Consider the following 20334-nt stretch of genomic DNA (forward strand, 5'->3'; position numbering starts at 1 on the left):
GGAACCGCCCCGGTGCCACCGCTGAATCGCGGCGGCGCCGGGGCAGTCCCATGCCGTAGGGCGTAGGGCAACGACCTTGCCGGTCAGTGCATCGCCACCGGCATCTTGATCTCGTCCTCCGCGCCCTCGGCACCCGAGGCGACCGGCGAAGCACCGGGACGACCCGTGTTGATGAGGGTCACGGCGATCGCCGCGGCGACCAGCAGGATGCCGACCGCCCACCAGATGGCGCTGGAGAAGCCGGCCACCAGGGCCTGGAGCTCCAGCAGCTGCGCGTTGGTGGCCGTCGCCGCGTGGGAGGCGACGTACGCGGTAGTGGCCGAGGCCGCGATCGTGTTCAGCAGCGCCGTCCCGATCGCGCCGCCCACCTGCTGCGAGGTGTTCACCATCGCCGAGGCGACACCCGCGTCACGCGGCTCGATGCCGTGCGTGGCGAGCGCCATGGCCGGCATGAACGCCGTACCCATACCGAGGCCGAGCAGCAGCTCCGCCGGCAGGATCAGGCCGGTGTACGAGGAGCCGATCTCCAGCTGGGTCAGCAGCAGCATGCCGACGGACGCGACCAGGAAGCCGGGACCCATCAGGTACCGCGGCGCCACCCGGGTCATCAGCCGGGCGCCGATCTGCGTCGAGCCCGTGATCATGCCCACGATCATCGGCATGAAGGCGAAGCCCGTCTTGACCGGCGAGTACCCCTCGACCACCTGGAGGTAGTACGTCAGGAAGAGGAACAGACCGAACATGCCGATGATGGCGAGGCCCAGCGAGAGATAGACACCGGCGCGGTTGCGGTTGGTCACCACGCGCAGCGGCAGCAGCGGAGCCTTGACCCTCGACTCGACGGCGACGAACGTCGCGAGCAGGACCGCGGCGGCGACGAAGAGCGAGATCGTCGTCGCGTCGCCCCAGCCGTCGGACTCGGCGCGGGTGAAGCCGTACACCAGCGAGACCAGGCCCAGCGTGGAGAGCACGACACCGGGGATGTCCAGCGCGGAGCGGTTGCGGCCTGCCGCGGGCTCGCGGATCACGAAGTACGCGCCCAGCGCGGCCACGATCGCGAACGGGATGTTGACGAAGAACGTCCAGCGCCAGTCCAGGTACTCGGTGAGGAATCCACCGAGGATCAGGCCCACGGCGCCACCGCCACCGGCGATCGCTCCGAAGATGCCGAAGGCCTTGGCCCGCTCCTTGGCATCGGTGAAGGTCACGGCGAGCAGCGACAGAGCGGCGGGCGCGAGCAGCGCGCCGAAGACACCCTGGAGCGCGCGGGCGCCGAGCAGCAGCCCCTCGCTGTTGGCCGCGCCGCCGATGGCGGACGCGGCGGCGAAGCCGATGAGGCCGGTGACGAACGTGCGCTTGCGGCCCCACAGGTCCGCGATGCGTCCGCCGAAGAGGAGCAGTCCGCCGAAGGCGAGGGCGTAGGCGGTGATGACCCACTGCTTGTTGCCGTCCGATATCCCCAGGTCCTGCTGGGCGGAGGGCAGCGCGATATTCACGATCGTCGCGTCGAGCACGACCATGAGTTGCGCGAGGGCGATGAACACCAGCGCTTTCCAGCGGCTGGGGTCGGCTGCCGTGGCACCCGGGTCGGGGCGCCGTGCTTCGGCTGTTTTTGACATGGAGGGATCCACCTAAGGGTGCGTAAAGGCGAAAACGCACGTAAGCGCATGCGACGCTGCGTGACTTACGAAGTCATGGAGTCAACGGAGTCTCTGGTGCGGCCGCTGATGCGCGCGCCGCTGGCCGCGGGCTCGGGCATGGGCCGGCGGACCTCTGAGCTGAACGGGCCACTGGAGCCGCCGGTGCTGGTGGAGCCACCGGAGCGTCTGCGGGCCACGGGGTGGGCTGGTGGGGCTGGAAATGGACTAGTGGGACCGTGGAGGCAATGGGCTACTGGGACCTGTGGGGCCTGGCCGCCGGGGTTCGCGGGCCTGGCCGGTGCGTTGGTTCAAGGGCGCGTCACGGAGCGGCGCGGCGCAGATCCTCCAGAGTCACGGCCGAGCCGGTCAGTTCGGACCTGGCGGGTGCTTCCAGGCCGTCGAGGAACAGCTGGAGATGCCGGTGGATGAACCGGTCCATGCCCAGGCAGCCGGTGCCTGGCAGTGGGCGGGTGAGCTGGGACAGCGCCACCATCAGATCACCGACGGCGACATCCGCACGCAGCCTTCCGGCCTGACGTGCCCGCTCCATGAGCCCTTCGACGACCGTCTCCAGACGCACGCGCTGGGCGTCCAGATCGGGACGTTCCCTGTCGAACGTGGCGGACAGCATCGGACAGAGCGCTCCGATTCGTTCGTCGGCCGCGGCATGCACGAAGCGGCGCAGCGCGATGAACGGGTCGGACTCCGCCGCGGCGATACGGTCCGCCTGGTCGGCGACACTCTCCATGACGGAGTGCACTACGGCATGAACAAGGGCGTACCGGTCGGCGAAATGCCGGTAGAGCGTGGCATTGCCGATGCCGGCACGGCGAGCGATCTCGTCGAGCGGGGCCTCGGGCCCGAACTCCACGAACATCTCACGAGCCGCCGCCACGATCCGCTCCCGGTTGCGCAGAGCGTCCGCGCGCGGACGGGACACTCGGCGCGCCGGGGTTTCAGCTGCGGTGGCGGTCACGTCGAACCCTTCCCTCGGTCGTAGCACTTCGCAGGTCGCGGGTGCCAAAGGTGTGGCGGATGTCGCAGGTGTCGCAGGTATCGCAAGCGGGGATCGCTTCCCCGCTTTCCAGAGACACCGGTGCAAACGGGGAAGCCATCCCCGGTTATTTCACTCAAACATGTGAGCTGGGTCACCCTGCTCCATTCGGTGGCGGGAACCCACGTTCGGCGCACCCAGCGAGCGCCGACACGCCGACCGACGCAGGGTGATCGAACAGCGCAGTCAGGACGGCCGACTGCCGCGGACGTAAAGGGCGACCGCATGCAGCAGAGGCGTCAGATACGCGGAGCCGGCGGCAGCGCCGGAGCCACAGGCCCCATAGAAGCCACAGAAGACCCCGCGGACACGAGCGGAACCGGAAACACCGACACCGGCACCGACACCGGAACCGCACACGTCAGTGGCATCGTCGCCCGGGCCAAGGGCCCCCGCCGGCTCACCGCCATCGCCGGCCTCACCGCGCTCACCCTCGCCGCCCTGACCACGGCGAGCTCGCCCCTCCACGCCACCGGCCCCGCCTCGGGGGGCCCGGGACTGGCCATGGCGTCCTCTCTCGGCCCGTGCCGTATCGCCTCAAGCACCGCCGTACAGATGTCGGAGGGCCTGCCCACCCCTCCCGGCTACTCCCGCTCCACGGGCAAGGTCCGCGCTCTCAACCTCATGATCGACTTCCCGGACGCACCGGGCCCGGGGAAGGCGCTCGACCGGCTCTCCGAGTTCTTCCCGAAGACATCGGAGTGGTACAGAACCAGTTCGTACGGGCGTCTCGACTACCTCCCCGAAGCCCCGCTGCGGGACTGGGTACGGATGCCGCTGTCCTTCGCGGAGTACGGGATCGCGCGCGGGTCACCGTACGAGCCGGGCTACCGGAAGCTGGTCGACGACATCGTGGCCGTCACCGACCCCCAGGTGGACTTCAGCGCGTACGACCTGATCAACGTACTGGTCACGCCCAACGCGGGCCCCTCGGCGCTGGACACCGTCCTGTCCGTCACCTTCTCCGGCAACACGGACGCCCCGCAGGCGGACGGCGCCCCGCTCTCCAACACGTCCTTCGTCTACAGCCGCCAGGACGACGGCTCGGGATCGTACGCCGAGACCGGATACCGGGTGCTGCCGCACGAGAACGGCCATGTCTTCGGGCTGCCCGATCTCTACACGATGGACGGCGGCAGTTCGGTCGGACACTGGGACATCATGTCCGAGGACTGGGGCGCCAACAACGATCTGCTGGGCTGGCACAAGTGGAAGCTCGGCTGGCTCGACGACGAACAGATCCGCTGCGCGTCCGGTGCGGGCAGCAGCGACCATGTGCTCGGGCCGCTGGCCACCGCGGGCGGGCCGAAGCTGGCGTTCGTGCCGATCTCCAAGGAGTCGGGGTACGCGGTGGAGGTACGGACGCGCGAGGGCAACGACGAGGCGGTCTGCGAGCCGGGGGTCCTGATCTACCGCGTGGACTCCGAGGTCGACACGGGGCGCGGCCCGATCACCGTCGCGGACAGCAAGCCGAACAGCGGCGGCTGTACGCGCAGGCCCAATGTGCACGCGGAGCTTTCGGACGCGCCGTACCGGCCAGGGCAGACCTTCACCGACCCGGACAACGGCATCCGGATATCGGTGCTTTCGCAGGAGCCGGACGGAAGTTTCAAGATCAGAGTGAAGCGTTCATGAGTGATCCCGAACGGTCCTGAGCGGCCCTGAGCGGCCCTGAGCGGCCCTGAGCGGCCCCGAGCGGTCATTCCCGTCATTCCTCCCGCGCGCGGATGTGCTCCGCCACGGGATCCCGCAGCTCACGCTTGAGGATCTTGCCGGTCGGGTTACGGGGCAACGGCTCCTCCTGTACGAGCACATGGGCCGGCACCTTGAACGCGGCGAGACGACGGCCGACATGGGCCCGCAGTTCCCCGGCGTCCGTCCCGGCCCCCGCCCTGATCCGCACCACCGCCGCGACCTCCTCGCCCAGCACCGGGTGGGGGACGCCGAGCACGGCGGCGTCGATGACGTCCGGGTGGGCGTGGAGTACGTCCTCGACCTCGACGCAGTACACGTTCTCGCCACCGCGGACGATCATGTCCTTGATCCGGTCGACGACGCTGACGCGCCCCTCGTCCCGTACGACCGCGAGGTCACCGGTCCTGAACCAGCCGTCGCGGGAGAACGCCCGCGCGCTCGCCGCCTCGTCCCGCCAGTAACCGCGTACGAGCGACTGGCCGCGCAGCCACAGCTCCCCCACCTCCCCCTCGGGCAGGATCCGGCCGGCCGGATCCGCGATCCGCACTTCGGTGACGGGCGTCGGACGTCCCACGCTCGCCGGGAACCGCCGGTAGTCGGCGCCGAAGTTGGCGAGCACTCCGCCGGAGGTCTCCGTCAGGCCGTAGCCGTTACGGGCTTCGACGCGCTCCCCGTAGCGGGCGGTGAGCCGGGCGACCAGATCGGGCGGCGCGGCGGCGCCGCCGGTGGCGAGCATGGTGAGGGATTCCAGCGGGTCGTTCAGGGCCGTCGCCTCGTCCAGGAGTTGGAGCGCGGTGGCCGGGACGCCCGCGTAGTGCGTCACCCGGTGCTCGTGGATCAGCTCCAGGGCCCGCCCCGCGTCCCACTTCCGCATCAGGACGAGCGTGCCGCCGACGGCCATCGCCGAATAGAGGCTGGTGAACGCCGCCACATGGAAGAACGGGAACGTCATGAGCGAGACGGGCGCGGGCCCCTGGCCGGGGATCTGCCCGCGTCCGAGGGCGGAGGCGGCGGCCTGGAAGCGCGGGTTCATGGCCGCGCCCGCCTGCGCGAGATGGGTGGCGACGGCGCCCTTGGGCCGACCGGTCGTCCCCGACGTGTAGATGATGGTGGCGTCGTCCTCGGGCCGCACCTCGACGTCGGGGGGCGCGGCGGCGGGATCGGGGGCGGGCAGATCCTCGTACCGCTCCACGCCGACGCCGACGTCGGCGCCGACCTCGCCGTCGTAACCATGGCGGTCCTCGTAGTGGAAGACGACGATCCGCACACGCTCGCCCTGCCCCTGCCCCTGCCCCTGCCCCTGCCCCTCCCCCTGGCCCTGGCCCTGTCTCTCGGCCCATCGGCTGACGTGCGGCAGCCGCTCACCGTCCACGAGCAGAACGCGCGGCACGCAGTCGTCCAGCGCGTACCCGAACTCGTCCTCGGTCCACCAGGCGTTGAGGGGCACGGCGATCAGCCCCGCCAACTGGGCGGCCCAGAAGGCGATCTGCCACTCGGGGTGGTTGCGCATGGCGATGACGGCACGGTCGCCGGGGCGCAGCCCGTACGTATCGAGGAACCGGTTGGCGAGGGCGGAGGCGGCGGCGAAGAACTCCCCGTACGTATACGTCCGGTCCTCCGCCACTAGGAACGGCTGATCGCCGAAGGCCCAGGTCGGCTCGACGAACTCGCGCAGGGTGCGCGGCCCTTCGGCGTAGACGAGCGAGCCGTTCTCGGCGCGTACGACCGCGAAGGGCGCCCCGGGCGCGGTGAGGATGTGCGACACGGGCACCTCGGGAATCTCTCTAAGCGCTTGCTCAGTACGGAGGCGACGCTACTCCACCGGCCCGAGGGAGTCGACCCGGGCCGCCCGCGGTGCGGCGCCGGCCACGCTCGGCACCACGCCTGGCGCGATGCCCGGCGCACGACCTCTCAATCCACTTCCCGCGAGGTGCCGGGTTCACTGGCCAGTACGAGTTGGGTGACGGTGTGGCCGTCGATGGTGCGGACGGTGACGCGGTACAGGCCCGGAACGCTCACGGTGGTTCTGGCCTTGATGTGTCCGTCGCCCCAGCCCAGCTTGGGGACTTGTGAGTTCTGACCCGCGACATCGGCTATCTCGCACCGGAGGCCGGCCAAGGAATCCACGCCGCTGAGCGCGATGGTCCAAGGGGTTCCGACAGCTACCAGATCGGGGACCTCCAGCCCACAGCCGGGTGTGCCCTGAGGCGGGCCGAGATGTTCGTCGTCCCGCAGTATTTCCGCGACGGCCCTGAGCGCGACGCGATCGGAGGCAACGGCTCCATGCTGCAACGGAAGTGGTGTGACAGCGGGCCCTACGGCCGCGGAATCCTTGTAGACGGTGCCGTCGCCCTTGACGTCATAGAACCGCAGGCCGCCGCGCGGGTCGCGGATGAAGTCACCTCCGGTGTGCCGGCGAGCGCCATGGTGATGCGGGTGGACCACCCCGTCGCGGATGTCGAGACTTTGCAAGGTGGCCTGGTTGGTGCCGGCTACGGCCCAGTGGCCGGGCAGCATGACGTGGGCTTGTTTCCCGTGGAAGTCAGCCGCTGCCTGGGCGAGCTCGGCGTTACCGCCGATGCTGGTCACATCGCTGGGGGTGAGGCGACGGACGTTGTTTCCCTCGATGAGGCAGGCGTACTGCGGCAGAAGGTCGTGGAGGCCGGGCATGGTGGCGGAGATGGACCGCAGTTGCCGGTGCGGGAGCGGGACTGGAGCGCCGCGCCCGGTGTTGAGGATCGCGGTTGCTTTCACCGCGCCGTAGAAGGGCGTGCCGAGGGTGAGAACGGCGCGGGTGTCGTCGGCCAGGTCACTGTCGTTCGTGGCATCAAGGGCGGCTCGGGTGACGAGACCTCCCATGGAGTGGGCGACGAAGACGAGGCGTGCGGGGCGCTCGTCGACACGGTTGCGGCGGGCGTCGTCGTGGGCGGGATGCAGTCGCCAGGCAGTCAGGTGGCGGCGGGCGGCCTCGGCCAAGAGGCGGCCGTTGACGGTGACAGGGAGACGCCAGTCGTAGGCGAACTCCAGGACGGCGGCCGAATCGGCGACGCAGCTGTGGACAGCGTTGATCAGGTTGGTGTAGGGCTCGAATCCCTGGAGGTAGGGGGTCCAGGACGAGTGGCGCATCAGTTGGGTGGCCTTGATTCGGCTGGTCCTGCCTTCCAGTTCCTCCGGAGTCAGGCGCAGTGCTTCGAGGCCCTGTGGCCGGGTCCATGCCTTCAGGAGCCACGACACACCGGATAAGCCCCAGATGGTCTTCTGGGTGACGGTGTCGTAGAGCTCACTGCCCATGATGCCGGGGACGATGACGACGGCGTCCTGGGTGATGTCGGCGATCACAGCCGAGGCGCCGGCTGCGGATTTCGCGAGTTCTGGCCCGTGGCGATTCATGGCTGTGAACAATAGAGAACATGCGGGGGGAGCACGGGGAGATTGGCTTAGCCGGGCAGGCCAAGTCCTCACAGGGGGAAGCGGACGCGGAGTTGGCGCACTCCGGCTCACTGGTCATCGTGACAGTTGAGGACGGGGATCCCGAGTTCGCCAAAGCCATCGAGGAACAACTGTCGGTCGTGACCGCGTGGTGGCGGGCCGACCCGGCACCGGGGAAAGGGTTCGTACAGACCGTTCTGCGCGCGCCGGAAGAACGTCACGATGTGGAGCGCTTTCTGCACACTTCCGGCATCCGGGAAGCGACGGAGGACGAGGCGCTGGTCCTGTACATCACGTCACACGGCGCTGTCGGCACGTCCACCAGACACTTTCTGCTCCTGCCAGGCACTGACACCGACCGGCTGCCGGCGACGGGTATGCCGACGAACGAGGTCGTCATCGCCGCTCTCGACTCGCGGGCCCGCCACGTGTTGGCGATCGTCAACGCTTGTGAGGCGGAAGGCATCGACGTGGAGCTGAGGGCCCTCGTCCGCGACCTTGCCCGGCCAGGGACCCCTGAGAGGACGTTGAATGTCGTGGCGACAACGGCGACCCGTTCCCCGGTACTGGGCCGCGAGTTCGCCGTCGTCCTGCGCATGGCCTTCGAGTGGCTGCAGGACGCGGCCGGTATCGCCCGCCCTCACCTGTCGATCTCAGAATTCATCCAGGCCCTGGAGCAGGCCACCGAGCGACTCAACAAAGAACGGGGTCTCTCGCTCGCCGGTCCACGCACGGTCCTCCAGGGCAAGCTCGGCGCCCCGACCCCCACTCTGCCCAACCCCGGCTACCAATCCAGACCGCGGGTGGTCACCCAGGCCCGGGAGGAGGTCGCGGCGGCGCCCGAGGAACTGGAGTACTGGCTGGACCGCGCCAGCGGCCGGGCCGGCAGCGATGATCCCGGCTGGTACTTCTCCGGCCGCCAGGAACTCAACCGCCGGCTGACGAGCTTCGTCGAAGGTCCCGCGGGCGTCCTCATCGTGACGGGCACCGCGGCCAGTGGAAAGTCCGCGGTACTGGCCCGTGCGGTGACCCTCAGCGATTCCGCGTTCAGAGCGTCACCGCGCTACGCGGAGGCGGTGAGCAAGGCACCCGCGGACACCGTTCCGGACGAGGGATCCATCCAGGTCGCGGTATCCGCCCGCAACCGCGGGCCGTTGAGCCTGATCGAAGCCATCGGCACCCGACTGGGCTGTGAGCGGGACCGCACGCAGCCCGCGACAGATGCTCTGCGGCAATGGCAGGAAGGACTGCGCGCCTTCTTCACGGCCTGTCAGGAAGACACGGTCACCGTGGTCGTCGATGGCCTCGATGAATCCCCCGACGCCGTTGCCTGCGTCCGCGATGTTCTCGTACCTCTCGCCGCCTATGCCTGCGGGCCCGGCAGCGAGGGCAGGATCTCCATCCCCGCGCAGGCCGTCGGCTCCGCGCCGGCCGTATCGCCCCCCGCTCACCAGGGCCTGCGTCTTCTGCTCGGAGTCCGCAGCACCAGCCCGGGTACCCCGGAAGCGGCCGTCGCCACCGGCCTGCGAGGGCTGTTGCGGGAATTGCTGATCGTCTTCCCCGGGGCGCAGGTAGTGCGTACGGATGGCGAGGGGGTACGGGCGGACATCGCTGCCTACGCAGCGGCTCTGCTGGCCGGCGCCGCCTGGGGTACCGATCCGACGGTGATCACCTCGGCGGCGGAGTGTGTGGCGCGTCATGTGGGCCGGTCTTTCCTCGACGCGCGCCTGGCCTCCGAACAATTACGCCGCGGCGACGGAGTCACGCTGCTCAGCGACCCGTTGTGGCTCTCACAGCTCGACCGCGGCACGGTGGGCCTGTTCGAGCAAGACCTCGACCAGGTCACCGATGACGGCCTGAACAGCGAGGAGGCACTCGCGCTGCTGCGCGCCACCGCTTTCGGGCTGGGCCGGGGGATTCCCTGGGCCCAGGTATGGCCGGCCGTGGCCTCAGAGCTGCTGCCGACCCGCCTCGATCACGCCGACGAGAAGATCCGACGGCTTCTAGGAGGCCGGCTCGCCGGGTATCTCACGCATGACATCGAGGATGACCACGTTGTGTACCGGCCCGCCCATGAGCGACTCGGGGCCATGCTGCGCCGGTGGCCGCGACCGCCGCAAGAGACGCGACCGCCGCAAGAGATGAGGAGGACCTTGGATGAGTCCGGATGACCGGCAGAGGGATCCCCATGCCGACGAGCAGCAGGCTCACGCGCGTATCGCGGCCACACTGGCGCGTTTGGTCAGGCCTGACGCCGTGAACGTACCGCACCCCTACCTGAGCCGGTATCTGGCTCACCATGCCGCGCTCGGCGGGGCACTGGATGACAGCCATGTGCCGCCCGCTCTGCTGCCGTGGGTCACCGGCGACGGGGTCAGGGGGCTTCTCAGCCTCCCGCACTCCCCTGACGCGGACCGGGCCTGGCTCACCGCGTGGGCCGCTGTCGAGCCCTACGTCCAGGATGCGGATCTTCCCTCCCGGTACTCAAGCCTGCACCTGGCCTACACCGCTTTACGGTATCCCGGCATTCCTCACCGGCTCATCCCTCAGGAGGCCACAGAACTCACGGGCTCCCGACTGTGCGTCCTCTGGTCGCGATGGGAGCCGCCGTCCAACGTGCTCGCGACACTCAGCCGTCGCAGTCTGTCGCTGGCCACGGCCGAAGGCCCCGGTGGTGCCGAACTGCTGGCCGTGGGCCATGTGTCGGGCAGCATCGAACTCATCGACACGGCAACCGGCGCACCTGTCGGGGACCGGATTCCCGCACACGACGGCGACGTACGGTGCCTGTTCTTCGTGCCACGGTCCACCGTTGGTGGAGCGCTTGTCTCGGGCAGCACCGACGGCACGGTGCGCGTCTGGGACACGATCCGAGGAACGCTGCTCAATCACATGACGTTCGGGGGACACACCTGGATCTCAGCCGTCACCGGATATCGCGACAACGCGGGGGCGTTGACCGTGGCAGCGATCAACGGGGACGGCGCCGTGAAACTGTGGCGCGAGCACTCGGAGGAACACCACCACTCGGAGGAACACCACCTGGCCGACATGAGCGCTCACCCGTTGGAACAGGCCGCGTTCGCACTCGCCCTCACTGTCGGCCCCGGCGGCCGGCAGCTGCTGGTCGGCGTCGGCAGCACACTGAGGATCTGGGACATCGCGGATCATCGACTACTGCGTGAGTACCCCGTCGGCGCTCCGGTCAGGTCCCTGACCGACACGAGCGTGCCGGGCTGGGTCGCCACAGGCCACAGCGATGGCTCGATCACCCTGTGGGACACGGCCTCAGGTGCCCGAACCACCTTCCCGGGGGAGGGAGAGCCCGTCACCGCCCTGGCGGCGCTGCACACCGGCGGTGTGGACCTCCTCGCCGCGGCAGGCTCGGGATCACCGATCATCCTGTGGGACATCGGCGCCGGGCAGCGGACCGGTCAGCTCACCGGACACACAGACGCCGTGACCGCCCTGCGCACGATCTCGACCGACGGCGCCGACCGACTCGCCTCCACAGCCCGCGACAACACCGTCCGGTTGTGGGACACACACGCCATCCACCGCGCGATCGAGGGCACCGCCACAGCCCCCGCCGCGGTAACCGCGGCGATCGCCCCGGACTCCGCTGCCGCACCACACCTGGCCGTCAGCTACGCCACCGCGCAGACCCAGGTCTGGGACACTCTCAGCGGGAAGCCCACCGGCACGTTCGGCAGTGACCCGCGGCGCCCGCCGCCCGCCCTCACCTGGGCACCGGAGAATCAGGGCCGGCGCTTGCTCCTCTGGGCGGCTTCCGACCACAGCATCCGGTCCTGGGACCCGGTGCGCGCCACCGCCGCCGACACCCTTCTCAAGGGGCACTCCGAGCCGATACGCGCCCTTGCCTCGACGGTGGCCCGCGGTGGACGACGGTTGGCCATCAGCGGTGACGACTTCACAGTCCGGCTGTGGGACCTGGAGAGCGGACAACCACTACAGCTGTGGCGGCATCCCTTCACGGTCCGAACGGTGGCCGCGGCGTCCGACGGAGTCGGCGCGGACTGGTTCGCCTCCGGCAGCGCCGACGGGCAAGTGCGCCTGTGGGACACCACGGACGGTGCGCCCGGACACGTCTTCTACTGTCGGCAGGGAATCATCAATGCCGTAGCCATCAACGCGACCCCCTCCCCGTTGCCCCCTTTCCTCGCCAGCGGTGGAGATGACGGCACGGTGCGCCTGTGGGACCTTTCCGCCCTCGCGCCCATCGGCGAACCGCTTCAGGGCCATACGGATGCCGTCGAGGCCGTCACCACCTGGACGACATCCGCCGAATTCCCCCGCTCCTACATCGCCAGTTCCTCCCGGGACGGCACGATCCGATTCTGGGATGCGGCGACTTCGTGCTGCGTTCTGCAACTGGCCACGGGAAGTCCCGTGCACACGCTGTCCGCACGTCTCTCCGGTGAATCCACCGGCAGGGTCGTCCTCGCCATGGCGGGAGAGGCCGGGGTCGCCGTTCTTGAGCTGGACTTGGATGACCTGTGACCTACGAGATAGGTCGTGCGCCCCCTCAGATCCTTCGTGCGCCCCTCATGGGATCGGCAGGATCAGTCGCTCTCGCCTTCCCAGCAGCAGAAAATGATCGTTCGGCCGCGCTCGGACGCCTGGGCATCCGGGAGTGCGTGCCCAACACCCGTCACAACACCGCGTGAGAGGCTGGATGCCTTATAGATCTGGATGCCTTGCAGATGGAGCCCTGTCCCCTGCACGCGGCGAAGCACGCCGCCCCTACCGCACACGCGGCGAGCAACGAGCCAGACCCGCGAACCGACACGCGCACGTGCGTACCCGAGTGAGGAGTGGCCCATGAGCGAGGGCACACCGTTAGAGGTAAGTCTCATACCGGCACCGGAGCGCGGGGTCTGGCGTCTGGGGAAGGCGAAGAACCCGCGTAAGTACAACAAGATCAGCCGGGAGGACGACAGCCGCTCGGGGGGCAACCGGTGGAGCCTGGTGAGCTACGGCACCTTGTACTGCGCCTCCGACCTCGACGGGTGCTTCGCCGAAGCTCTGGCGCCTTTCCGCGTGGATCCCGAACTGCGTGAGTTCATCGGGGACGACTGGAACGAGCCCTACTTCATGAATCCCGGCAACCTTCCCCAGGACTGGCGCACCCGGCACACGCTGGTGCGGTTGCAACCGACCAAGGAAGCACGGTTCTTGGACGTCGACGACGAGCAGACCCTGAGCACGTTGTCGAGAGAGCTCAAGGAAGAGCTGGCACAGTTCGGCATCACCGGCCTGACCGCCGAACACATCCAAGGCACGAACCGCAGGGTGACGCGCCAGATCGCCGCCTGGGCGATCGCACAACGCGACCCGCACCAGGGCCGGCTGATCCACGGGATCGCCTACCGCTCCCGCTTCGGGATGCGTCAGTGCTGGGCCATCTTCAGCGATGTCGACCTGGAAGAGGTGGAGAGTCAGCCCATCTGGCCGGAGACCGAGGGGCTGCGCACAGTCGCTGACGAGTACAGACTCACCATCCGCTGACGCTGCGGCATCACACCCACCACCCCCTGGTCTCACCCACCTTGAAACCTCCATCAATCCCGTAACCCGAACGAAGGAAAACTTCAGTCGCCATGTGGCACCGTCAGACCTCAGGGACGGAGTGAAGCCGCACGTCAGCGACCCAACCTCGGCTCCGCACACCGGCCTTGACGAACTATCAGGCAGCAGAGTTAGCGCAAAAACGGTGGAGTTGGCGGTGGATTCTGGGTAGCCTTAACTCATGAACTATTGGGGAGGGACTATGAACGCAGTCAGCCACCACTTACGAACAGCCGCCATCGCCACGCCCGCGATCGCGCTGATACCCCCTGACAGCGCTCCGCAGGCCGACCGACTGAGCTACTGGCGCCGCACCGAGCTCTCGCACAGCCTGCACCCTCTAAGTCAGCCCAGCACCGGATCTGCCTCCGAGACCGGCATGCGGCGGTGCTGACCACAGGCGTCTAGCGCCGTCACGTCCGTAGAGGTCACGCTTCCCCGCGGATCCACCCATCAGAAGCGTCCCACCAGCTAGCGGCGCCGAGCCCGCATCCGCACTCCATCGGACGTGCGACAGGCCGAGTTGTCCGCGATCAAGTCCTGCACCCGTTGCCTGACACGCGACCAGCCGGCCATCGGCCAGGCGTGCGGTCGGACACACGAGGGAGGAAATGCCATGGTCACCACAGCCAACAATCCTGCAGCCGGCAAGAGTGCGGCAAGCGCCGAGCGAGCCCACGTCACCACCGTACGCATGTCCATCGCGGACATCGCCCGTTTCCTGCAGGATAACCTCGGCCAGCGCCTGACCGCTCGGATCACCAACATCAACGATCCTCGACAGGTCGGTAAGTGGGCTTCGGGCGATTCAGCACCACGCCAGGAGGCGGAGGACCGTCTCCGCGCGGCCTTGCAGGTGTTCCAACTCATCCAGGACGCCGAGAGCCTTTACACCGCGCGTGCCTGGATGATCGGGATGAACCCGCAGCTTGAGGACGAAGCCCCTCTTACGGTGATCGCCGACGGGCGCTTCAAGGACGTCATGGTCGCCGCACGCGCCTACGTTGACGGCGGTTGACTCACCGCGGTTGGACATACCCGGCGGCGCAGAGTTCTGTGCCGCTCCGCAGACAAGGCCGCGGGGCGGCACAGGCACGCACCAGGGAGAAAGCACCATTCCCTGGAGCTGTCACAGGCCCATGTGACCAGCCCCCCGGTGAGGTCCAACCGTGATCGACCATGACGTCCCGTTCGAACACCTCTTTCAACGGCACGGGAGCCTCGTGAAGCCGTCTTCACTCAGACGGACACCCGACGCGAGCAGTCGCATGGTCTGCTGCCCGCTGTCCGGGTACAAGGAGGGCGGGATGGACGCCAAGGCGTACGACGTGACCGGCATCGACACGCGAATCCGGTACGACAGCAACCGCACCCCGCCGTTCACCGTCATGACGTCGATGCCCTACAAGCCATAGCGTCCCGCCGAGAAAGGCCCGCACCACATGTCCGCCGGCCAGACGTCCTGGGACGCCGCGGTACGCCACCTGTACAGGGACGCGTACGCGTACATCGCCACCGGCCCGCACCGCCACGAGGACTGGACGCTCGACGTCCTCGCGCTGATGGCCCGGGCCGTGCCGGACCCTCGGGGCTGGGCCCGCGTCGACGACGCGGAGAAGGACCCCGAGCGCGTGGGGAACCCCACGTGGCCCTTCGCCGTCCACCCCCCGGAGTATGTCGCGCCGCGCCTCAAGGCGATCGACCAGGACAGTGCCGAGAACCTGCTCCTGGCCCTCACCGAGGGCGGCTGCACCCTGTCCAACCTCCGGTACTTCGAAGAGTCCGCTGACGAGTTGAGGGCGATGGCGCGCACGATCCTGGCCCGTTTCGGGGACAAGGCCATCTATCGCACCAACGTCAGCAAGACCGGCAGCGCGCCCGGCACACTCGACTTCACGCTGGAGAGCCTGGGGTACAGCCCGCTGAGCGTCTTCACGGAGGACTGCGGCCTGGTCATCGTCTCGGACACCGAGGTCGGCTTGTTCTGGAACTTCAACGACCTGTGATCCGGCTGTGATCCGGTCGCCAATCCGTGCCGGCGCAGCAACGTTCCGAAAGCACCAGGTCAGTGTGTTCCTTTTGACGCCGGTTGAGGGTTTGCGGCGGAAGCGGATCGGCCCGCGACCTGCGCTCGATACCGCCCCGGTGTCGTACCGAACTCCCTCTCGAAGGCGTGGGAAAGTGCGTACGGGCTGCCGTAGCCGACTCGGCCTGCGATGGTGGCCAGGGTCTCCCCGGTGTCGCGGAGCAGGGTGGCGGCGAGGATCACACGCCACCAGGCGAGGTAAGACATCGGAGGGCGGCCGACCAGGGTGGTGAACCGGCGGGCCAGGGTGGGCCGGGAGACGCCCGCCTCCGCGGCCAGCAGGTCGTTGCTCCACCGCGCGGCCGGGTTGGAGTGCAGCGCCCGCAGGGCGGCGGCCGTCACCGGGTCGGCCAGTGCACCGGGCCAGGATCCGCTGGTGGCTTCGGCCATCCAGGAGCGGATCATGTAGACGAGGAGCAGGTCGAGCAGGTTCGGGAGCGCGACGCAGGAGCCGGGCCGCACCTCGTCCAGTTCCCCGGCGAGCAGGTCGATGGCGGCCCGGAGTTCGAGATGGCTGCCCACGCGGCTGGGGAGGTGGACGACCTCGGGGAGTTCCGCCATGAGCGGGTGCATACGGCTGCAGTCGAGCGAGTACTTGCCGCAGAGCAGCTCCGTCTCGTCGCGACCGGGCCGGGCTCGCGGCCCCGACCTCGGGCTCGCCCCCGTTCCCGTCCCCGTCCCCACAAGCAATCGATCGACCGGCACCGCCTTCTCCCTCGCGGTCGCCGCGTCGACCGGGGAATCGGCGATCACGCGGCCCGCGCCATGGGGCAGCAGCACCGCGTCACCCACACCGAGGGACACCTGGGCACCGCCGTCGGTCAGTAGCCAGCAGCTGCCCTTCAGGACGACGTGGAAGCCCGCGCCGTCGTACGGATCCAGCCGCGCGCACCAGCTACCACCCATCCGCACCCGCTGGGACGAAGGGTGCCCGAGGTGCACGGCAGAGATCGCGTCGCTCACCACATCCATCCATCCAGGATATCTCCCATCTCAGACATGAGACGGAAGCGTATTTCATTGAGCCGGATGCGCATTGAGAGGATCGTTCACCGTTCTTAGGGTCGAGCACATGATGAATGAGAACGAGCGTGTGCAGAGCATGGTGCTGGGGGATGTCGAGGTCATCCGGGTCGTGGAGTGGCACGAGCCGTTCCTGCCCACCTCCGAGTTCCTTCCGGAAGTCGGTGCCGATGTATGGAAGGACAACGAGCAGTGGCTCGCACCGGACCACTGGAGGCCGGACAGTGACAGGACGGTGCTCGCGCTGCAGTCGTGGGTACTGCGTAGCGCCGGACGGACTGTCCTGGTCGACACAGGAGCGGGCAACGGGCGCGAACGACCGGGCATGGCGCCGTACTTCCACCGGCGTCAGGGGGATTTCCTCGGCCTCCTGACGAGGGCCGGTGTCCGCCCGGGGGATGTCGACGTCATCGTCAACACCCACCTCCACGTCGATCACGTCGGCTGGAACACCGTCGACGCGGACGGGCAGTGGATACCGACGTTCCCCAACGCCCAATACCTCATTCCGGCCGCCGACGACTTCCACTACGGTCCGGACAACGCGTACGGGAACGGCGCGCAGGAGGTCGACCGCCTGATCTACGAAGACAGCGTCGCGCCCATCCACCGGGCCGGACAGGCCGTGCTGTGGGACGGCCTCCACCGCATCGACGAACACCTCACCCTGGAGTCCGCGCCCGGCCACACCCCCGGCTCCTCCGTACTGCGACTCGCGTCCGACAGCGACCGGGCGGTCTTCGTCGGAGATCTGCTGCACAGCCCGGTGCAGATCCTCGACCCCTGCCGCAACAGCAACGCCTGCCTGGCCCCGGAACAGGCGGCGGCCAGCCGCCGCCGGATTCTCGGACGGGCGGCCGATGAACGGGAGTTGCTCGTCCCCGCGCACTTCGGTGGTGCGGGTGCCTTGGAAGTCCGACGCGAGGGTGGTGGGTTCGCCCTCGGCCCATGGGCGACGGCCGCCCCGAAGGAGTAGGCGTCAGTCTCTGAGTGAGCCTCGGCCCCACCCCGCTCACAGCCCTCTTCCTGCCCCGGACCGGACGGGCTTCACCTGTTCCTGAAACGGGCGTGACGGAGCTCGCCGGACGGGATCGTGGAGATCAATGAGGCACGCCGTCCCGGCCCCCGGCCGACGCGGACGAAGGAAGCCTCTCATCCCCTTTCTCGCACCGCCGACGTGGAGGCCTTCTCACCGTCATGGCAACTTTTCTGTATCACGTGGGCCGCATCGCCTTCGGGTGGCGATGGTTCGTCACCTTCCTGTGGAGGAGGCGGCGCCGACGAGAAGGGCGGCTCCGGACTGGCGGGCATACGGCGCCGGGTCGCCGCACTCGACGGAGCGGTGCTCGTGACCAGCCCCCGGGAGGCCCGACAGTGATCAACGTGGAACTGCCCTGCGTATGGTGACCGGGACAGGGCCGGAAACCGCCGCGTGAGTGATGACCGGGACAGCGGCGCAGGGTCCTGGGCACGCCCCTGACCGTCGCGGGGATCCTCATCTCCGGCCAGGCTGCCCGACACGGAAACGGGCGGCCCCCACGCGCCGGACAAGCCGCACGGGCAACCCCCACAACTGCGAGTTCTTGGCCGTGCACGGCCGGGGCCAACCCTCTGTCGCCTAATCCGCTACCCTGTCTGGGGTCGGGAGGTCCACCTCTCCGCGCCTACTCAACCGTCGCTCCGAAAACGGTCAGGAGGCCAGGGGTAAACCGTCTGACCTGGGACTTTGGTCTGACCGAGCGCGGCTTCCCTTCCGGGTTTTCGACAAGGTTTTCCACAAGCCCTCGCCTTCGTAGCTCAGGGGATAGAGCACCGCTCTCCTAAAGCGGGTGTCGCAGGTTCGAATCCTGCCGGGGGCACGCCCGTCCCCCACATGACCTGCACGTTCTCGCGAACGGTCAGGCATGTGGGGGGACGGTCGAGCACCTTGGAGCACGTCCGGGAATCAAGATCGGCTCCCATTTCGCTCCCACTTGATCATGGACTATCCCCAGGTCAGCGCTGCCAAGCGGGCGAAAGCGCTCCCGAAGTCGCACGCACATCAGGCGGCTGGGCTCTATACGCATCAGCGGCAAGTCGATGTCCATCAGACGGGGCCGCCGATCCACCCTCGCCGACTGGGCGGACCGGTACGACGACGCTCATGCCTCCCTGAAGCAGCCGGAAATGCTGTCGCGCCGCCAGTGCCGCCCTGTGCTCCTGGTGATACACGGCGAAGGCCCGCTCCACTAACTGCAGAAGGTCGGCTCGGCGCTCCGGCGACGGCTCCTGCTGGGCCATCGCCACGGTGTCAGCTATTGCTTCCAGTTGGAGGTCCAGCCGCAAGGATCGTTTCTGCTGTCCGTTCGTGCTTCCCCCTGCGTGGTGATGGCGAGGCCCGGTGGCCCACTCTCCGGCCACCGGGCCTCCAGTGGTGCGGAGGCCTAGCCCCATCCGGCGTCATCCTGGGCGAGGACGGGCTCCGGGGCGTTCGCGGGGGTGGAGCCCCATCCGGCATCTGTGGTGACGGTCGCGGTCTGGGGCGCGTCATCGGCCGTCGCAATGGCGACGGGTGCAATGACGGCGGCGAGTGCGAGCAGAGACGCAACCACGAGGCGGTAAGCCGTCCTGGGCATAGTGATCCCCTTTCAGTAACACTTCGAATGCACATGCGATCAAGTAACTGAAAGTCAGCGTGCTATGCGGGATGGGTGATACCCAAGAGATGGTTGAAGCGAGAACCTGCAACGGCTGGAACCTGCATGCCAAAGGGGGGGCATATGACAGGCGCATCGGCGGATCTGTCGCTGACGAATGACGACCATGACACTTACCGCATCATCGCGTCGGGCGGTGACCCCGGAGACCGGCCCGTAGGCCGGCTTGTCGGCGCCGGACTCGTCTCCCCCAACCCCTACACGGCTGGTGCCTGGATCCCCCACGACCCCCGCGGAGTTGCCTCGCGCCTCCTGGCCGCGTATCAGAAGGACCTCACCCGGGCCGTAGAGCGGATGGGTCACATCCCTGATCTGGAAGCGCTGCATGTGCATTTCGACCCGCACCGTTGGTATGGCGGGCCGGGCTCAGAGTTCCTTGGCAGCCCTGCCGAGATGAACGCGCGCGTCGGTGAGATCGTGGGTAACGCGAGCCAGGAACTGTGCACGGCACAGCCGGGCGCCCCAGGAGAGCGAGACCCGGAGATCGTCCGGGTGGGCGTCGCCCGCAACGTGGCGGCCTTGGGGCGTGGGGCAGAGGTGATGACGCTGTACACGGCCCTCGCCTACGACGACGAGCAGACGCGGGCCTCCGTCGAGGAGATCATCGCAGCCGGCGGCCAGGTACGTGTGAGCAGAGACTCCTTCCAGCGGATGATCATCGTGGATGGCAAGGACCTGTTCGTCGATAACCTGGTCGTAGAGGGCGCCGCTGTGAATAGCGGTTGGCACGTTGTCGATAGGGCCGCGGTTACTTCGATGCGCGAGACCTTCCGGATCGCCTGGGAGCGAAGCACCCGCCGGCAGGATCTGCGCCCGGCTCCGAGCAGCGGCCTGTCGGAGCGCCAGGAGGCCATCCTCCGGCAGCTGGACGCCGGCGTTGCCCAACAAGCGGTCGGCCCGCGCATCGGGCTCAGTGAGCGGACCGTGGCAAAGGAACTGGCCACCGTGAAGATCGCGATTGGGGCCAACACCCTCCAGCAGGTGATGGCGTGGTGGGGGCGGTCCCAAGGCATGGACTCGCACACCGTGTAGCGACGGCGTCGAAACTGAAGCGGACGACGACAACCCGGCGCTGGATCGGCGGCGAGTGGGTGGAAGACGTAGTGCAACCGCCCGAGTGGC

General features: G+C 68.4%; 15 protein-coding genes, 1 tRNA gene and 1 pseudogene. 11 read left to right on the forward strand and 6 right to left on the reverse strand.

The genetic code is table 11. The features are described from left to right. Window positions 1-83 precede the first annotated feature (83 nt). Both ACFRMN_RS35025 and ACFRMN_RS35030 read right to left on the reverse strand, forming a co-directional pair. Window positions 84-1619, reverse strand: a complete 1536-nt coding sequence (locus tag ACFRMN_RS35025) for an MFS transporter (protein ID WP_383027635.1) — start codon at window positions 1617-1619, stop codon at window positions 84-86. Window positions 1620-1959: 340 nt separating this feature from the next. Next, entirely contained in the window at window positions 1960-2616 is a 657-nt protein-coding gene (locus ACFRMN_RS35030; protein ID WP_383027638.1) for a TetR/AcrR family transcriptional regulator, read from the reverse strand. A gap of 303 nt (window positions 2617-2919) precedes the next feature. Here ACFRMN_RS35030 and ACFRMN_RS35035 point away from each other — a divergent pair, with 303 nt between their 5' ends. Continuing rightward, window positions 2920-4329 carry a M6 family metalloprotease domain-containing protein gene (locus ACFRMN_RS35035; protein WP_383027640.1) on the forward strand — a complete coding sequence of 470 codons (1410 nt, stop codon included), beginning with the start codon at window positions 2920-2922 and terminating at the stop codon, window positions 4327-4329. 73 nt (window positions 4330-4402) lie between these two features. Here ACFRMN_RS35035 and ACFRMN_RS35040 read toward each other — a convergent pair whose 3' ends face one another. Together ACFRMN_RS35040 and ACFRMN_RS35045 are read right to left on the reverse strand one after the other, a co-directional pair. Then, entirely contained in the window at window positions 4403-6160 is a 1758-nt protein-coding gene (locus tag ACFRMN_RS35040) for a class I adenylate-forming enzyme family protein (RefSeq protein WP_383027643.1), read from the reverse strand. Between the two features lie 140 nt (window positions 6161-6300). After that, window positions 6301-7779: a hypothetical protein gene (locus ACFRMN_RS35045; protein WP_383027645.1), complete on the reverse strand. Its 1479-nt coding sequence runs from the start codon at window positions 7777-7779 to the stop codon at window positions 6301-6303. A gap of 119 nt (window positions 7780-7898) precedes the next feature. On the opposite strand from ACFRMN_RS35045, the gene ACFRMN_RS35050 reads away from it, so the two are divergent. The 6 genes from ACFRMN_RS35050 to ACFRMN_RS35075 all read left to right on the forward strand — a co-directional run bounded on the left by ACFRMN_RS35050 (window position 7899) and on the right by ACFRMN_RS35075 (window position 15413). Continuing rightward, entirely contained in the window at window positions 7899-9989 is a 2091-nt protein-coding gene (locus tag ACFRMN_RS35050) for a hypothetical protein (RefSeq protein WP_383027648.1), read from the forward strand. Continuing rightward, the gene (locus tag ACFRMN_RS35055) at window positions 9976-12339 is read left to right on the forward strand and encodes a WD40 repeat domain-containing protein (protein WP_383027651.1); all 2364 of its coding nucleotides are present in this window, start codon (window positions 9976-9978) and stop codon (window positions 12337-12339) included. The genes ACFRMN_RS35050 and ACFRMN_RS35055 overlap by 14 nt, the downstream gene beginning before the upstream one ends. A gap of 321 nt (window positions 12340-12660) precedes the next feature. Next, entirely contained in the window at window positions 12661-13347 is a 687-nt protein-coding gene (locus ACFRMN_RS35060) for an RES family NAD+ phosphorylase (protein WP_383027653.1), read from the forward strand. Window positions 13348-14023: 676 nt separating this feature from the next. After that, window positions 14024-14425 carry an XRE family transcriptional regulator gene (locus tag ACFRMN_RS35065; protein ID WP_383027656.1) on the forward strand — a complete coding sequence of 134 codons (402 nt, stop codon included), beginning with the start codon at window positions 14024-14026 and terminating at the stop codon, window positions 14423-14425. 205 nt (window positions 14426-14630) lie between these two features. Then, the gene (locus tag ACFRMN_RS35070; RefSeq protein ID WP_383027659.1) at window positions 14631-14822 is read left to right on the forward strand and encodes a hypothetical protein; all 192 of its coding nucleotides are present in this window, start codon (window positions 14631-14633) and stop codon (window positions 14820-14822) included. Window positions 14823-14849: 27 nt separating this feature from the next. After that, window positions 14850-15413: a hypothetical protein gene (locus ACFRMN_RS35075; RefSeq protein WP_383027662.1), complete on the forward strand. Its 564-nt coding sequence runs from the start codon at window positions 14850-14852 to the stop codon at window positions 15411-15413. Between the two features lie 59 nt (window positions 15414-15472). On the opposite strand, the gene ACFRMN_RS35080 is transcribed toward ACFRMN_RS35075, so the two are convergent. Beyond that, window positions 15473-16465 (reverse strand): cupin domain-containing protein, encoded by a 993-nt coding sequence (locus ACFRMN_RS35080; protein ID WP_383027664.1) that lies wholly within the window; start codon window positions 16463-16465, stop codon window positions 15473-15475. 100 nt (window positions 16466-16565) lie between these two features. On the opposite strand from ACFRMN_RS35080, the gene ACFRMN_RS35085 reads away from it, so the two are divergent. The 3 genes and pseudogenes from ACFRMN_RS35085 to ACFRMN_RS35095 all read left to right on the forward strand — a co-directional run bounded on the left by ACFRMN_RS35085 (window position 16566) and on the right by ACFRMN_RS35095 (window position 18375). Beyond that, window positions 16566-17492 carry an MBL fold metallo-hydrolase gene (locus tag ACFRMN_RS35085; protein WP_383027667.1) on the forward strand — a complete coding sequence of 309 codons (927 nt, stop codon included), beginning with the start codon at window positions 16566-16568 and terminating at the stop codon, window positions 17490-17492. A gap of 288 nt (window positions 17493-17780) precedes the next feature. Next, window positions 17781-17923, forward strand: a pseudogene (locus tag ACFRMN_RS35090) (sensor histidine kinase); the annotation flags it as partial. A 379-nt stretch (window positions 17924-18302) separates the two neighbouring features. Beyond that, a tRNA-Arg gene (locus tag ACFRMN_RS35095) sits at window positions 18303-18375 on the forward strand. A 564-nt stretch (window positions 18376-18939) separates the two neighbouring features. Here the strand turns inward: ACFRMN_RS35095 and ACFRMN_RS35100 are convergent. Further along, on the reverse strand, window positions 18940-19131 hold the full coding sequence (locus tag ACFRMN_RS35100) for a hypothetical protein (protein ID WP_383027670.1): 192 nt from the start codon (window positions 19129-19131) through the stop codon (window positions 18940-18942). A 144-nt stretch (window positions 19132-19275) separates the two neighbouring features. Between ACFRMN_RS35100 and ACFRMN_RS35105 the strand changes: the two genes are divergently transcribed. Next, window positions 19276-20244 carry a hypothetical protein gene (locus tag ACFRMN_RS35105; protein ID WP_383027673.1) on the forward strand — a complete coding sequence of 323 codons (969 nt, stop codon included), beginning with the start codon at window positions 19276-19278 and terminating at the stop codon, window positions 20242-20244. The last annotated feature ends 90 nt before the right edge of the window (window positions 20245-20334 follow it).

This window comes from Streptomyces sp. NPDC056835, from assembly GCF_042789485.1.
Lineage (GTDB): Bacteria > Actinomycetota > Actinomycetes > Streptomycetales > Streptomycetaceae > Streptomyces.

Coding starts and splice junctions, on each gene's coding strand:
- ACFRMN_RS35025 (WP_383027635.1), bottom strand. CDS start 1,619: ATGTCAAAAACAGCCGAAGCACGGCGCCCCGACCCGGGTGCCACGGCA.
- ACFRMN_RS35035 (WP_383027640.1), top strand. CDS start 2,920: ATGCAGCAGAGGCGTCAGATACGCGGAGCCGGCGGCAGCGCCGGAGCC.
- ACFRMN_RS35045 (WP_383027645.1), bottom strand. CDS start 7,779: ATGAATCGCCACGGGCCAGAACTCGCGAAATCCGCAGCCGGCGCCTCG.
- ACFRMN_RS35055 (WP_383027651.1), top strand. CDS start 9,976: ATGAGTCCGGATGACCGGCAGAGGGATCCCCATGCCGACGAGCAGCAG.
- ACFRMN_RS35060 (WP_383027653.1), top strand. CDS start 12,661: ATGAGCGAGGGCACACCGTTAGAGGTAAGTCTCATACCGGCACCGGAG.
- ACFRMN_RS35065 (WP_383027656.1), top strand. CDS start 14,024: ATGGTCACCACAGCCAACAATCCTGCAGCCGGCAAGAGTGCGGCAAGC.
- ACFRMN_RS35075 (WP_383027662.1), top strand. CDS start 14,850: ATGTCCGCCGGCCAGACGTCCTGGGACGCCGCGGTACGCCACCTGTAC.
- ACFRMN_RS35080 (WP_383027664.1), bottom strand. CDS start 16,465: ATGGATGTGGTGAGCGACGCGATCTCTGCCGTGCACCTCGGGCACCCT.
- ACFRMN_RS35085 (WP_383027667.1), top strand. CDS start 16,566: ATGATGAATGAGAACGAGCGTGTGCAGAGCATGGTGCTGGGGGATGTC.
- ACFRMN_RS35100 (WP_383027670.1), bottom strand. CDS start 19,131: ATGCCCAGGACGGCTTACCGCCTCGTGGTTGCGTCTCTGCTCGCACTC.
- ACFRMN_RS35105 (WP_383027673.1), top strand. CDS start 19,276: ATGACAGGCGCATCGGCGGATCTGTCGCTGACGAATGACGACCATGAC.